At 55.5% G+C, this 12,742-nt stretch carries 15 protein-coding genes; 11 read left to right on the forward strand and 4 right to left on the reverse strand.

Annotated elements, in window-relative coordinates:
- The first annotated feature begins 12 nt into the window (after positions 1–12).
- Positions 13–744: a TIGR03747 family integrating conjugative element membrane protein gene (locus GXB78_RS05840; RefSeq protein WP_329514709.1), complete on the forward strand. Its 732-nt coding sequence runs from the start codon at positions 13–15 to the stop codon at positions 742–744.
- 174 nt (positions 745–918) lie between these two features.
- Here the strand turns inward: GXB78_RS05840 and GXB78_RS05845 are convergent, their stop codons facing one another.
- Positions 919–2,988 (reverse strand): hypothetical protein, encoded by a 2,070-nt coding sequence (locus GXB78_RS05845; RefSeq protein WP_329514710.1) that lies wholly within the window; start codon positions 2,986–2,988, stop codon positions 919–921.
- Positions 2,989–3,369: 381 nt separating this feature from the next.
- On the opposite strand from GXB78_RS05845, the gene GXB78_RS05850 reads away from it, so the two are divergent.
- Genes GXB78_RS05850 through GXB78_RS05890 form a run of 9 tightly spaced genes read left to right on the forward strand, consistent with a single transcriptional unit; the run spans position 3,370 to position 10,831 of the window.
- Positions 3,370–3,705 carry an integrative conjugative element protein, RAQPRD family gene (locus GXB78_RS05850; protein ID WP_329514711.1) on the forward strand — a complete coding sequence of 112 codons (336 nt, stop codon included), beginning with the start codon at positions 3,370–3,372 and terminating at the stop codon, positions 3,703–3,705.
- The gene (locus GXB78_RS05855; protein ID WP_329514712.1) at positions 3,702–3,941 is read left to right on the forward strand and encodes a TIGR03758 family integrating conjugative element protein; all 240 of its coding nucleotides are present in this window, start codon (positions 3,702–3,704) and stop codon (positions 3,939–3,941) included. Before GXB78_RS05850 ends, GXB78_RS05855 begins: the two co-directional genes overlap by 4 nt.
- 17 nt (positions 3,942–3,958) lie before the next feature.
- Entirely contained in the window at positions 3,959–4,330 is a 372-nt protein-coding gene (locus tag GXB78_RS05860) for a TIGR03745 family integrating conjugative element membrane protein (RefSeq protein WP_223473664.1), read from the forward strand.
- A gap of 7 nt (positions 4,331–4,337) precedes the next feature.
- Positions 4,338–4,751 carry a TIGR03750 family conjugal transfer protein gene (locus GXB78_RS05865; protein WP_329514713.1) on the forward strand — a complete coding sequence of 138 codons (414 nt, stop codon included), beginning with the start codon at positions 4,338–4,340 and terminating at the stop codon, positions 4,749–4,751.
- The gene (locus tag GXB78_RS05870; RefSeq protein ID WP_329514714.1) at positions 4,748–5,389 is read left to right on the forward strand and encodes a PFL_4703 family integrating conjugative element protein; all 642 of its coding nucleotides are present in this window, start codon (positions 4,748–4,750) and stop codon (positions 5,387–5,389) included. Before GXB78_RS05865 ends, GXB78_RS05870 begins: the two co-directional genes overlap by 4 nt.
- A complete protein-coding gene (locus tag GXB78_RS05875) occupies positions 5,386–6,198 on the forward strand; it encodes a TIGR03749 family integrating conjugative element protein (RefSeq protein WP_329514715.1) in 813 nt (270 codons plus the stop codon). Before GXB78_RS05870 ends, GXB78_RS05875 begins: the two co-directional genes overlap by 4 nt.
- Positions 6,188–7,705 (forward strand): TIGR03752 family integrating conjugative element protein, encoded by a 1,518-nt coding sequence (locus GXB78_RS05880; protein ID WP_329514716.1) that lies wholly within the window; start codon positions 6,188–6,190, stop codon positions 7,703–7,705. Before GXB78_RS05875 ends, GXB78_RS05880 begins: the two co-directional genes overlap by 11 nt.
- Positions 7,668–8,084, forward strand: coding sequence for a TIGR03751 family conjugal transfer lipoprotein (locus tag GXB78_RS05885; RefSeq protein WP_329514717.1), 417 nt, complete (start codon positions 7,668–7,670; stop codon positions 8,082–8,084). The genes GXB78_RS05880 and GXB78_RS05885 overlap by 38 nt, the downstream gene beginning before the upstream one ends.
- Complete coding sequence (locus GXB78_RS05890; protein ID WP_329514718.1) at positions 8,084–10,831, forward strand: conjugative transfer ATPase; 2,748 nt, start codon at positions 8,084–8,086, stop codon at positions 10,829–10,831. The genes GXB78_RS05885 and GXB78_RS05890 overlap by 1 nt, the downstream gene beginning before the upstream one ends.
- Positions 10,832–10,855: 24 nt before the next feature.
- Here the strand turns inward: GXB78_RS05890 and GXB78_RS05895 are convergent, their stop codons facing one another.
- The 3 genes from GXB78_RS05895 to GXB78_RS05905 all read right to left on the reverse strand — a co-directional run bounded on the left by GXB78_RS05895 (position 10,856) and on the right by GXB78_RS05905 (position 12,291).
- Positions 10,856–11,602 carry a zeta toxin family protein gene (locus GXB78_RS05895; protein WP_329514719.1) on the reverse strand — a complete coding sequence of 249 codons (747 nt, stop codon included), beginning with the start codon at positions 11,600–11,602 and terminating at the stop codon, positions 10,856–10,858.
- Positions 11,599–11,847, reverse strand: coding sequence for a hypothetical protein (locus GXB78_RS05900; RefSeq protein ID WP_027604128.1), 249 nt, complete (start codon positions 11,845–11,847; stop codon positions 11,599–11,601). The genes GXB78_RS05895 and GXB78_RS05900 overlap by 4 nt, the downstream gene beginning before the upstream one ends.
- 186 nt (positions 11,848–12,033) lie before the next feature.
- Positions 12,034–12,291, reverse strand: a complete 258-nt coding sequence (locus GXB78_RS05905; protein ID WP_329514720.1) for a LasR-specific antiactivator QslA — start codon at positions 12,289–12,291, stop codon at positions 12,034–12,036.
- 157 nt (positions 12,292–12,448) lie between these two features.
- Between GXB78_RS05905 and GXB78_RS05910 the strand changes: the two genes are divergently transcribed.
- Entirely contained in the window at positions 12,449–12,703 is a 255-nt protein-coding gene (locus GXB78_RS05910) for a helix-turn-helix domain-containing protein (RefSeq protein ID WP_046062023.1), read from the forward strand.
- Positions 12,704–12,742: the final 39 nt, after the last annotated feature.

Genomic DNA, 12,742 nt, shown 5'->3' on the forward strand with positions numbered 1-12,742 from the left:
ATGGAGTAAACGATGGCCACTTCCGCCCAGAACACGCCGCAGCAACCCATCCAACATCCGGGAATGGTCGTCAAAGCGATCAGCCTAGTCCTGCGCATTATCGGTTTGCTGATAGCGTCATTGCTGTTCTCGATACTGATCGAGTGGGCTGGTCTGCTCTTGTTCTGGGTTGATCAAGGCTGGCGACACAGCCAGGCCATGTTGAATAGCGAATTGGGATGGCTCAGTGAGCACTTCAAAGCTTCACTCATCCTCCAACAACCCGGACAGACGATTGTCCAATGGCTGGACTTTCTCAATCAGTCGTTGTTGGTCAAGACCGGTTTTGCGGACTTTGCTCGGCAGGCGCGGGTATCGAGCCAGGGCAACAGCTTGTGGGGCGGGATCAACCAGCTCTACGTGAGCATCGAGGACTTCGTTATGGCCGCTGTGTATGTGACCCTTACCTTCGTGGTGCGCCTGACCATTCTGGTCCTAGCCACGCCGCTGTTCTTGCTGACAATGCTCACTGGTTTTGTCGATGGTTTGGTGCGCCGTGACCTGCGCAAATTTGGCGCGGGGCGTGAGAGCAGTTTTGTCTATCACCGTGCCAAGCGCGCAGTGATACCACTGCTGATCGTACCCTGGATCATTTACCTATCCCTGCCCTTTTCGCTCAACCCCCTCGCTATTCTTTTGCCTTGTGCAGTGCTACTCGGAGCAACGGTAGCGATTACAGCTATGACATTCAAAAAATATCTTTAAGTATTTAGTTGGCCCTATTTTATAGACTGATTACGGGAGGGCCGCTCTTGGTGGCGCATAGAATTTCCCAGCGATGCAACCGACACATCTTCTGAAAATTAATTTAAAATATAAATTAACATAATAACTAAAAATCAACCCAAACGGAGATAGCCTTCGTTTGGGTCAATGGCTTCAGTACCGCTGGACAAAATTACCGACACTAATGTTTTTTAGAATCCTCAGTTGTTTTTCGCTGTTTGGCTCCTTGACCTCATAACTCCACCAGTTAATACTAGGTTCATCTGGCGCCAAAGAATAGAGAGTGCTCTTTTGCTCAACGCACGCAAGATACGTTTCAATTATCGTTGGCCGTAGCGCATAGCTTATAAAATTCCGCTCCGCCTCTTCTAAGCTTTCATAAAGCACTACACCATAACGATAATTAGAGCGATCATCATGCGAGCCACAAAATTTCGCTGTACCATCCTTCAAAAAATGTTTAAGTAAATGCTCATCTAAGATCGGGGTGTTACCACATGGAAAACCAGCATGAAATTGATCATTTACAATAACCACGGGACATACAATGACAGAGCCTATTTTTTCGCTCAACCTTGGATAATAGTCCCTACAGAACTCAGCCAAATGGTTACGAACATACGCAGCTTTCCTTTCGGCCTGCTCGACCTTTGTGAAGACCCCTCCGTCTTCGTAAAGTGCATTGTGATAGTCAAGCGGCGTAATTGGGGTGCGACGACTGCGAAGCTCTGCCACCACCAAAATATTACCAAAACTGAATGTTAGATCAATTTCTTCTCGCACTAGCTCTCGATTGTATTTAAGCATTAGAGAACCTGTCCAACTCAAATTATGACGCATAATCTCATTAGTCGACCTGCATTCCTCCATTACATCCTCTAGGTATTTTTCGAAATGTCTGCCTCTCAAATGTGATTTCGGATCAACAAGCCTAATCCAGGTGTCTACATTTCTACGCAGACTTGCGCTCAGCAACGCAGCTATCGAAAGTGCAACCTCTCCGTCCACTTGAAGGATCGGTTTTGTCCAAAGATCATCCTGCCTATCCTTAGCTTCGAAAGTCAGAAAATCTATAATCGCCCTAACAACCTCTTCCGACATCTCAGTCACAGTTACCAGTGCAGCAATTAAATTTTCCCGATTAAACCATGTACAATGTTCGAGCAAATGTTCCCAGCGGTCTGGATCGTCTTCATTTGAAGCCATGACTCTCTGCCGAGCTAGGACCGCCAAGTGAAACCATACTACAAGCACATCACGAACAGAATGGCGTGGTCCCCTGCCCCCCTTAGAGCGATGAGTTTTCACCAACTCGAAAAGATGAGGTTCAACAACCAAATAAGGCTCCGCCCATTTATATTTAATAAAACGATCCGCATCACCACCTAATTCTTCTGCTGTAGCGATAGAGATGCCTGACATACCATCGCATTTCAATAACGATTTGGGGTAGTTCAAACCAAGCCAAAGTAGAGCGTTATGCGCGACGCCTTGTGTCTCGAACGCCATTGTCACGTGGTGATGCTCTCTGCGATAATCACATATAGCCTTCATTTTACATAAGTTATTTAGTTGCGATACGAGGACTCTGTTCCGCTGCAAATCATATGCAAAAAAGGCTTCCCCATAAAGTAATTGCTGCCATATCACCACACCATTATGATACAACTGAGAACAACGAAACTCATTTACTATAAAGTCTAATTTCGGCAATCCTTTTGAAGGTTCGGCATCCCCCGGTACAGATACGCCTAAATCTTTTCGCTCATGTAGAATTTCATAAATCGGGGAGCACAAGCTATCTAACCTAAACATATTCAATTGGTTTACGTTAACTTCCACTCCGCTCAGAGTAAGATCAGTTTTGTAATCCAGAAATGTTTCCATCGTTGGCACAACCTCGGGCGGAAGGTCACGCATTTGTTTCTTAGCCACCAGGACAAAGGAAAAATTCGCGCCTGCCAAGTGTGCATGCAATAGCTCTTTTCCAGACAGGCTATCGTTGGCATGTAACCTATAGTAGTCGCGTGTCGCATATACTTTTGAGAAATGGGTTGCCAACCAACCAGCTCCTTCACACAGCGATTTATCAACAAGATTCCCATTGCTGAATTTTTTGTAAGCCTCAAGCCACTCTTCCGTATTAAACGGCTTCCGTTCGGTCGGATGGGTAAGTTTATTTTTACGCGCCAGAGACAAAACAGGACTTATAGAGTTTTTCATTTCAACACCGACGAGTCACGATATACCAATTATTTATATACACGCACATTATGACATTACTTCTGCAAAGCCGACTAAAAAATTTAGTCAATATTCAAATACACCCACGCAGCCTATATACAAGGACCTTCCGCTGAGGTGAAGAATCTCGTACGACTAGAGCAAAAAGGCGCTTTGGGCACGCGGTAGCGGCAGGGCTTGTTCTCCCATTAAAAGTTCGGGCTCAACCCCCCCTTCATCACGGCAAGTCGCGAAGCTTGAGCTGTAAATGTTGACTTGCTCGTTCTTCATAAGAAAAACGACTCATCAAACGCCAGTTTTCTTACTGAAGAAATCGACCTCTGACTTGATTCTGTTCTCAATTCCATAGAGGACAGCATCGTGCCAACTACCATCTTTCGCTGCTTGTCACTGCTCTCGCTGGCTATCATCCAGGACAGCAGCTATGCCATGTCCGACGACGAGCAGGCACAGCTCAGCCTCATCCAGCGGCAACTCGACACCATCGAACGCCTTGCCGCGCGTGCTGAGGCGGCCACTACGACTGGACCACACGAACGCTATTGCTTCGACTATCTCCGTCTTTCCCAAGACATCCAACGCATTCGTCAAGGAGTGCAGGGCTATCTGTCCCCCTCCCGCGCTCAACCTCGAGACCCTGGTGAACTGGTCGGTGATTACCACCTCGACACTCTGCCCGAGGGACCCTCGCCATGAGCATGACCGACGCGCAGACCGTAGCTTTTCAAAACGCCTCCGGCTTCGCACCGCAGAGCAGTTCGATACTGTGGCTGTCCCTGGTTCTCGTTCTGGCTTTGCTGTGGTGCGCCTGGGTGATGTGGACGGCTTACCGGGGTTGGGCGACAGGCAGTGTGCGCTTTGGAGCCTTCGGCGGCAGTGTCGCGCGCGTGCTGCTCACCCTGCTGGTCCTGATGTTCTTCACCCTGTCCTAACACCGGAGATCGCCGTAATGCTCAAGTGCCTTGTTCCCCTGAAAAACAATCTGCGTGATCGTGCCAGTCAGCGTGTAATCGGTCTGCTGCTGGTGCTCGGTCCAAGCCTGGCCTTTGCAGAACTCCCTACCATGGAAGCCCCTTCGCGTGGCGAAGGCTCCGGGTTGATCGAGACGATTAAAAACTACGCCTACGACGGCGGGATCCTGCTCGGTCTGCTAATCGCCCTTCTCGCTTTTCTCGGTGTGGCTTGGCATTCCCTGACCGTCTATGCCGACGTGCAGAACCAGCGCAAGACCTGGAAAGACCTCGGCGCCGTAGTCGGCATTGGAGCCCTGCTGGTGGTGATCATCATCTGGTTCCTGACCAAGGCCGCCGCGATTCTGTGAGGTCGACATGAACGACACTATCGAACGCCTTGCCGACGGCACCTTGGTCTTTCTGCCCGAGCGACTCAATCGTGATCCCGCCGTATTGCGCGGTTTGACCAATGATGAGATGTGGGTAGCGCTCGGCACTGGCGCCATCATTGGCCTGCTGCTGGGCGTTCCTCTGGCGATCGCCTCCGCCTCCATTGCAATGGCGCCGACCAGCATGATCGCAATCATGGCGTTGGTGTTGTTCGCCGGTGGCACACTACTGCGCCGAGCCAAACGGGCCCGGCCCGAGACCTGGTTGTACCGCAAACTTGAATGGATACTCGTCAGCCGTTGGCGCCTGGGGCGCGGAATCCTGATCCTGCGCTCCGGCGCCTGGACGGTTCGCCGTTCGCGTCGACTGCGCCCTGCCCTACCCCGGTGGCAGCCATGAGCCGATTTCGGAACAAGGTGGATGCCCAACAGGCCCATATCTTCAGCCTGCGTATGGCAGTAACGATCCTCGCCCTGGTCTGCGTCGGACTCTGGTACGGCTGGCGCTCGGCACCGACCGATCTGACCGTGCACGTCCCCCCGGATCTGCGCTCGGGCAGCACGCGCAAGTGGTGGGATATCCCCTCGGAGAATGTCTATGCCTTCGCCTTGTACATCTTCGGGCAGCTCAACCGCTGGCCCTCGGATGGCGAGCAGGATTATCGCCGCGCCATCTATGGCCTGCAGGCCTACCTGACACCCGCCTGCAGGGCCTTCCTCGACGGCGACTACGAGTACCGCAAGGCCGCCGGCGAACTGCGTCAGCGGGTGCGTGGCGTCTACGAAATTCTGGGCCGAGGCTACAGTGAAGATCCGGAACTGCGGGTCAAGCAACTCGATCGCGACAGCTGGCTGGTCACGCTCGACCTCAACGCCGATGAGTATTACGCCGCCGAACCGGTGAAGCGGGTGGTGGTGCGTTATCCATTGCGCGTGGTGCGTTTCGACCTGGATCCTGAACGCAACAAGTGGGGACTGGCGCTGGATTGTTATCAGGGCACCCCGCAAAAAATTTCCTTGCCTGGAGGTGAGCCATGAAGCGGATTGCTACCCTGGGACTCACCGTCGCACTGATGTTATGGGGAGCTGCAGCGCAGGCCATCGAGTTGATGCGTTGGGAACGCCTCCCCCTCGCAGTCCCGCTGGTGATCGATCAGGAGCGGGTGGTCTTTGTCGATGAGGATGTTCGAGTCGGCGTGCCCTCAACCCTGATGGACAAGCTGCGCGTGCAGTCAACCGGCGGCACGCTGTACTTGCGCGCGTCGGAAGCCATTGCCCCGACTCGACTGCAACTGCAATCGGTCGCGACGGGCGAGATCATCCTGCTTGATATCGCGGCCACTCCTGGTGATCAACCGTTGGAGCCCGTGCGTATTCTCAAGAATGTTCCGGCGCAAGCTACCGAGGCTGAATCGAGCACCGTACCTGTTCCAGAACGTACACCGATCCCGGTCGCTTTGACGCGCTATGCCGCACAGAGCCTGTACGCGCCGCTGCGCACCGTAGAATCCCTACCCGGCGTACGCCGCGTACCGCTCGAGCTGCGCACCGAACTGCCGACCCTGCTGCCGACTGAAAACGTGTCCAGCACGTCCATCGCCGCCTGGCGACTCGGTGATTACTGGGTGACGGCGGTGAAGTTACGCAACCGTGGTGTAGCGACGGTGCAACTCGATCCACGTCAGCTTCAGACCAAGTTGTTCGCCGCGTCCTTCCAGCATGCTTTCCTCGGGCCTGTCGGCAGCCCTGAAGACACCACGATTGCCTACCTCGTCACCCACGGTGCCGGCCTCGAACGCGCCGTGCTGCTTCCGCCCATTGCGCGAGGTGCTGACGATGAAAGCTAACGCCTTGCTCAAATGGCTGGTACCGGCTGTGCTGTTAGGCGTGGTGTTCATCATCCTGAAGACTTGGGTCGCGGGTGGTACCTCGCCTTCGTCAGAAAGTCCGGCTGCTCAGGACAACCTCCAGTTATCCGCCGAGCAGGCCAAGTCGCTCGGCGTTGCGGGTGATACCCCACGCGACACGGTTGCCACCTTGGTCGGCCAGGTGAAGGCCATGCGCAGCGACATGCTCGGCCTGAAAAAACACAACGATTCGCTGCAGACGGAGAACAACCGCCTTCGTGAGCGGGAAAATAGTGTCGATTCGCGCATCCAGACCGCGCTTGGCAGCGTAACCCAACAGGTCGACGAAGGCCGCCGACAAGCCAACGAGGCCCGACTCAAAGCGGAACAAGACAGTCGCCAGGCTCGTGGTCTGCTGACGCAAGTGCAGGAACAGCTGTCGGGGCTGACCGGCAAAGGCAAGGATATGCCGATTGGATTGGGGCTTGAGCCGGGCGACGGTGCTCAGTTTGAAGGGCGGCACTCTGCCAATGATGCGCTGCAGTGGATTGAACCCTCGGATGCCCTGTCCACCGACGCCCGAGGCAAAACCAAGTCCTCCCCCGCACTGAGTCTGCCTACCGCCTTCAACTCACTGGAAGGCTTGAAAGACAACACCATCGGCCGCAGTCAGAAACAGCTGCGTGCAGTAACCCAGGGTGAGCGTGACCTGACGCGATCAGTTGATGGTACCGAAGGCGCGAAGCCGGTCTACACCATTCCCGAAAACGCGACATTGATGGGCTCGGTCGCCATGACCGCGCTGATCGGCCGAGTCCCGGTGGACGGCACTGTGAATGATCCCTATCCCTTCAAGGTACTGGTCGGTCCGGAGAACCTGACAGCCAACGGCATCGACCTGCCGGACGTCGCGGGGGCCGTGATGAGCGGCACGGCGTCCGGTGACTGGACCCTATCCTGCGTACGCGGACAGGTCGAGTCGATCACTTTCGTATTCACAGACGGCACCATCCGCACGGTGCCTCAGCCGAAGGCGGTAGCCAGCCGCAACGCCTCCACCACCCAGAGTTCGAACACCGACAAGATCCGTGGCGGACTCGGTTACTTGTCAGATCCGTATGGCATTCCGTGCATCGCTGGCGAGCGCCGCTCGAACGCTCAGCAATACCTCGGTAGCCAGAGCCTGATCACTGCGGCCGGCGCGGGTGTCGCTGCCTTGCTCGGGGATGAGCAGAACAACAGTAGTGTGATCAGTTCGGGCGGCAGTACGCTCGGCGTTACCAACAGCACGGGCAACAGCGCACTGAATTCAATTCTCAGTGGTGGGGTCAGCGACATCCGCGAGTGGGTCAACAAACTGTATGGCGAAGCCTTTGCCGCCGTATACGTACCACCGGCAGCACAGGTCGCGCTGCACCTCGACCATGAGATCACCATCGACTACGAGCCCCAGGGCCGGAGCGTTCGCCATGAAAAAGACCATGCCTCCCTGCCTGATCTGGATTAGCTTGCTTTGCTTAGTCTTGGCGGGGTGTTCCACCGACAAGGAGACGCTGCTGCCCCATGGCGAGCAAACCATGCTGGACATCTGGAACGGCGCCGGCTCACAAGGCACTCAGCAGCAACTGCTGGATGCTCGGCAACAGTTGCGCCGTCCGCTGGCCCAGCCAGATTTCTCCGCGGAGCTCCAGGAACCGTACACGCGCACAGCGACGAACGAGATCCGTAACCTGTTCCCTCGCCTGCCCAATCCCGATCTGATGCTGTACGTGTATCCGCATCTGAGCGGTACCGAGCAGGCACCGGTCCCGGGCTACTCGACCGTTTTTCCGTTTTACCAGCGGGTGCAGTACGCATTACCGGGTGAACGTCAGGAAGACTTGTAGTGCGTAGCAGCGATTCTGGGAACCGTACTCCTGCGTGGAAAGCTTGGCGCCACCCATTGCGCCCTCGCGCGACCTTGGCTAATGAAGCCGCACTGTACGCGCACAACCCCAGCTTCACCGATCACCTGCCTTGGGTCGAATACCTCGACACCGAACAGTGTTTTCTGCTCGATGACAATCGCTCGGTGGGTGCGGTATTCGAGTTGCTGCCCATCGGCACCGAAGGGCGCGAACCCGATTGGTTGATGGCGGCCCGCGATGCCCTTGAGGATGCCCTGCAGGATAGCTTTGACGAGCTGGATCAAGCAGCTTGGGTGGCGCAGTTTTTCTGCCAGGACGACAACGACTTCACCCCCTACCTGAATCGGCTCACTGGCTATGTTCAGGATAGCGCGCGAGGCACAGTGTTCACCGAAGCGTACCTGGAGCTTACTCGCCGACATCTGAAGGCCATCGCCAAGCCCGGCGGTCTGTTCGAGGACAAGACAGTCACGCGCCTGCCCTGGCGCGGAAACAACCGCCGGGTGCGCCTAGTGGTCTACCGCTGGCTTGAGTCTGGCGCTGAGGAGACCGGACTTACTCCGGTGCAATCCCTGCAACAGGCTTGCGAACGTATCGCTGCTTCGTTGCAGGCTTGCGGGGTGCAATCGACGCGAGTCGATGGCCGAGGTCTGTATGCCTGGTTAGTACCCTGGTTCAATCCTGCGCCCAGGCTCACCGATGAAGCGCCCGAGGAGTTCTACCGCCGCGTGGCCTATCCGGAGTCGGGCGACGGTGAGTCGCTGGATCTGCCCTTCGATCATGACTTTGCCGAGCGGCTGTTCTTCAACGAACCGCGCTCGGACGTGCAGCTCGGACTCTGGTATTTCGATGGTCAGCCCCATCGGGTGATGGTGGTGGACAAGCTGCGGCGGGCGCCCTTGATTGGCCAACTCACTGGCGAAACCCGCAAGGGCGACGCGGTGAATGCGCTGTTCGACCAGTTGCCTGAAAGCACGGTGATGAGCCTGACCCTAGTGGTCAAGCCGCAGGATGTGCTTGAAGAACAGTTGAACCGCCTGGCGCGCAAAGCCATCGGTGAAAACTTGGCCTCCACCCAGACCCGTCAGGATGTCGAAGAGGCTCGTGCGATCATCGGTCGCCAGCACAAGCTGTACCGCGGCACCCTGGCGTTCTACGTGCGCGGTCACGATGAACAGCAACTGCACCAGCGCTCGGTCAGCCTGGCCAACGCGCTGTTGGGCGCGGGATTGCAACCAGTACGTGAAGGCGATGAGGTCGCCGCCTGCAACAGCTACCTGCGTTGGTTGCCGATGACTTACAACCCGGCCCGAGACACGCGGAACTGGTACACCCGCCTGATGTTTGCCCAGCACCTGGCGAATCTGGTTCCGGTGTGGGGCCGCAGCACCGGCACCGGCCACCCGGGTATCACGCTGTTCAATCGTGGTGGCTCGCCGTTGAGCTTTGATCCGCTGTCACGTCTGGACCGGGCCATGAACGGCCATTTGCTGTTGTTCGGCCCCACCGGCGCCGGCAAGTCGGCCACTCTGGTCACCCTGCTGATGCAGGTCATGGCGGTGTACCGCCCTCGCCTGTTTATCGTTGAGGCCGGCAACTCATTCGGCTTGCAGGGCGACTACTTCGCAACGCAAGGCCTGTCAGTCAACAAGGTCCAACTAAAGCCTGGTACCGCGATCAGCCTCGCCCCGTTCGCCGATGCCTGGCGCCTGGTAGAGCAACCGGATCAGGTGGCGAATCTGTCGATCGATGAATTGGACAATGAAACAGTAGACAGTCGCGAAGACCAGCGTGATGTGCTCGGCGAATTGGAAATCACCGCCCGCCTGATGATCACCGGCGGCGAGGCCAAGGAAGAGGCGCGCCTGAGTCGAGCCGATCGCAGCTTGATCCGCGAGTGCATTCTCGATGCGGCACAGACCTGCGTCACCGCGGGGTGTCAGGTGCTGACCCGCGACGTGCGCGACGCCTTGCTGCGCGTCGCCGCCGACCCGCACTTGCCAGAAAAGCGTCGTGAGCGAGCCCAGGAAATGGGCGAGTCCATCGACCTGTTTTGCCAGGGGTTCGAGGGGGAACTGTTCGACCGCGAAGGCACGCCTTGGCCCGAGAGCGATGTGACTGTTGTCGACCTGGCCACTTACGCTCGCGAAGGCTACGAGGCACAGATGTCCATCAGCTACATCAGCTTGATGAACACCGTGAACAACCTCGCCGAACGCGATCAGTACCTGGGCCGACCGATTATCATGGTCACCGACGAGGGCCATATCATCACCAAAAACCCGCTGCTGGCCCCCTTCGTGGTCAAGGGGACGAAGATGTGGCGCAAGCTCGGCGCCTGGTTCTGGCTGGCGACGCAAAATCTTGCCGACTTCCCCACGGCCGCGCAGACCATGCTCAACATGATCGAATGGTGGATCTGTTTGAATATGCCGCCGGCGGAGATTGAGGAGATAGCACGATTCAAGAAGCTCACGCCGGCACAGAAAGCATTATTGCTCTCCGCCAGTAAGGAGCCAGGCAAATACACGGAAGGAGTGGTGTTGTCGAAAAAACTTGAAACATTGTTTCGAGCAGTGCCGCCCAGTCTTTACTTAGCCCTAGCCATGACGGAGCCTGAGGAAAAAGCCGAGCGCTGGACACTAATGCAGAGCACCGGCTGCTCGGAACTGGAGGCGGCTTATCAGGTAGCTGAACGGATCGATAGGATGCGAGGAATTAAGTGAAACAGAGCTGATCCTAGATTTCGATCAACCCGGTAGCAAATCCTTGAACACCTTCTCCACGTAGGCCTGCATGAACCAGTCAGGGATCTCATCAGCTCTGAACTCAAGGTCAGTTCCGTCCGTCACCTCAGCGAGCAGCACCAGATCAGCACCCGAGTTATCAAAGATATAAGCCCGGTTCGAGGCCGCGATGGCCTCAGGCAATAGGTTCAGACAGCGACCGTAGCGCTGTACAATTTTTTCCGTGGGAACTGGATGTCCGCCCGATGCAACACGGTTCTTGACCCGGTTGATATTGATATCAGGGTCTTCAGTGGCCACAAAATAGAGGTAGGTGCGATACCCCAACGCTCTTGCCTTGAGCATAAAAGCGATTTTGTCCTCGCTGGACATCACCGTTTCGAAGGTGAAAGACAGCTGGGCCTCGAGGAGCTTATGCCGGATGAAATCAGAAAGCACGGATGCAAAATAGGAGTTCATCGAGACGGCCTGGAAATTCAGGCCGTTATTGCTGAAGCCTATTTTGGCTGCCTCTTCACCAAGCTGGGTCAACCGAATCAGTCGGTGCGCCTTGATAAAACCGAGAACCTCATCGCCGTCGGCTTCCAGCTGAAAATCGCTGAATTTCAGGCGTTCCCCCTCTTTGGCGGTCTTTTCGATTTCATCCGGATTGATGTAGATACCGATCAAGTGGGACGGGACGGCACTTTTCATTGTGCTTTTACCGGAACCATTAGGACCGGCAAACACCCTCAGCCGAGGGACGGTCATGAGCAGCGATGCACCTTGATAATGCCGCCCAAAGTCACTTTATGCTTTGGTTTGGCTACTCGAATAACCTTGTGCTTACCATCAGCAGTCGTCTCAACGAGCATACCGTCCATGACTTCCATCACGCTACGTCCGGCCGCCAGGGCATTGATATAGGCCGTATTGATCGCGCCTTCAGCCATGGATGGGATTTTACCCTCCAGTCGACTCACCAGATCATCACTCAACACTTGGTCGGCTTTCATATCGCGCCCCACGTTCTCAGAGCGTGCAGAATCTGCACTTATCAGAATCCTAGCTACGTAAATCTGTTTGTCACAGACCAACGCCACTTCTGTCAGAGCTCCATTCTAGAGGAATGGAGCTTAGAACCATACCTTCCAACAAATTTTCCTGCCGCAAGCCATGTCATCAGGACTGGAGCCGCGCGGTTACGCTGACGCGCCCCGAAGCCGCTGTTGAATTCTCAGCAAAAAACCGGCTTCGAACGCATCTTGGCTGTCTCCTGCAGGACAGGTTTTACGTGCCTGCGCCAGCTCCCACCACAGCGGTATCTCACTAGGTGTATCGAGCCATGTCTGGGCGCATTGCACGCCATGTTCGATTACGGAAGCAAACTCGCTACCCCACGGTGTTAGAAGGCTTGGACAACCATCCGCTGCTGGAATTGAAACGTAGTTTTCGTCCATACACACCTTAGATTCTGTTTATTTTTAACGTTGCGTCTGGTCTGCGCATCATAGAAACGAAGCTGATACTGGCGCCTAAGCTCTAAAAAACCCAAATCAGAGCCAATGTAGACTATATCCCGTGGATTGAGAGTCCCTCAAGGCGCAGTTTGCGCGCATGACTCAAGACTACGAACAACTTCGTCTGCAACTGGCGGAAAACATCCGCTCGATGCGGCGTGTGAAGAACCTTACCCAGGAGCAATTGGCGCTCATGGCCGAGGTGGATCGTACCTATGTGAGTCAAATCGAACGGGGGGTAGGCAATCCGTCGTTATTGGTCCTCTGCAAACTCGCCAACATTTTCGAGATCAAAACGGATCAGCTGCTCATTGAGTCTGACGCGCTTGCTCGTACACTGAGCGCTGAATGACCATCTGCTGATCTAGAAGATATCTGTAAACCGACAATC

Origin of the sequence: Pseudomonas moraviensis subsp. stanleyae, assembly GCF_036283065.1 — a bacterium.
Taxonomy (GTDB): domain Bacteria; phylum Pseudomonadota; class Gammaproteobacteria; order Pseudomonadales; family Pseudomonadaceae; genus Aquipseudomonas; species Aquipseudomonas stanleyae.

Coding starts and splice junctions, on each gene's coding strand:
- GXB78_RS05840 (WP_329514709.1), top strand. CDS start 13: ATGGCCACTTCCGCCCAGAACACGCCGCAGCAACCCATCCAACATCCG.
- GXB78_RS05845 (WP_329514710.1), bottom strand. CDS start 2,988: ATGAAAAACTCTATAAGTCCTGTTTTGTCTCTGGCGCGTAAAAATAAA.
- GXB78_RS05855 (WP_329514712.1), top strand. CDS start 3,702: ATGAGCATGACCGACGCGCAGACCGTAGCTTTTCAAAACGCCTCCGGC.
- GXB78_RS05860 (WP_223473664.1), top strand. CDS start 3,959: ATGCTCAAGTGCCTTGTTCCCCTGAAAAACAATCTGCGTGATCGTGCC.
- GXB78_RS05865 (WP_329514713.1), top strand. CDS start 4,338: ATGAACGACACTATCGAACGCCTTGCCGACGGCACCTTGGTCTTTCTG.
- GXB78_RS05870 (WP_329514714.1), top strand. CDS start 4,748: ATGAGCCGATTTCGGAACAAGGTGGATGCCCAACAGGCCCATATCTTC.
- GXB78_RS05875 (WP_329514715.1), top strand. CDS start 5,386: ATGAAGCGGATTGCTACCCTGGGACTCACCGTCGCACTGATGTTATGG.
- GXB78_RS05880 (WP_329514716.1), top strand. CDS start 6,188: ATGAAAGCTAACGCCTTGCTCAAATGGCTGGTACCGGCTGTGCTGTTA.
- GXB78_RS05885 (WP_329514717.1), top strand. CDS start 7,668: ATGAAAAAGACCATGCCTCCCTGCCTGATCTGGATTAGCTTGCTTTGC.
- GXB78_RS05895 (WP_329514719.1), bottom strand. CDS start 11,602: ATGACCGTCCCTCGGCTGAGGGTGTTTGCCGGTCCTAATGGTTCCGGT.
- GXB78_RS05900 (WP_027604128.1), bottom strand. CDS start 11,847: ATGAAAGCCGACCAAGTGTTGAGTGATGATCTGGTGAGTCGACTGGAG.
- GXB78_RS05905 (WP_329514720.1), bottom strand. CDS start 12,291: ATGGACGAAAACTACGTTTCAATTCCAGCAGCGGATGGTTGTCCAAGC.
- GXB78_RS05910 (WP_046062023.1), top strand. CDS start 12,449: ATGACTCAAGACTACGAACAACTTCGTCTGCAACTGGCGGAAAACATC.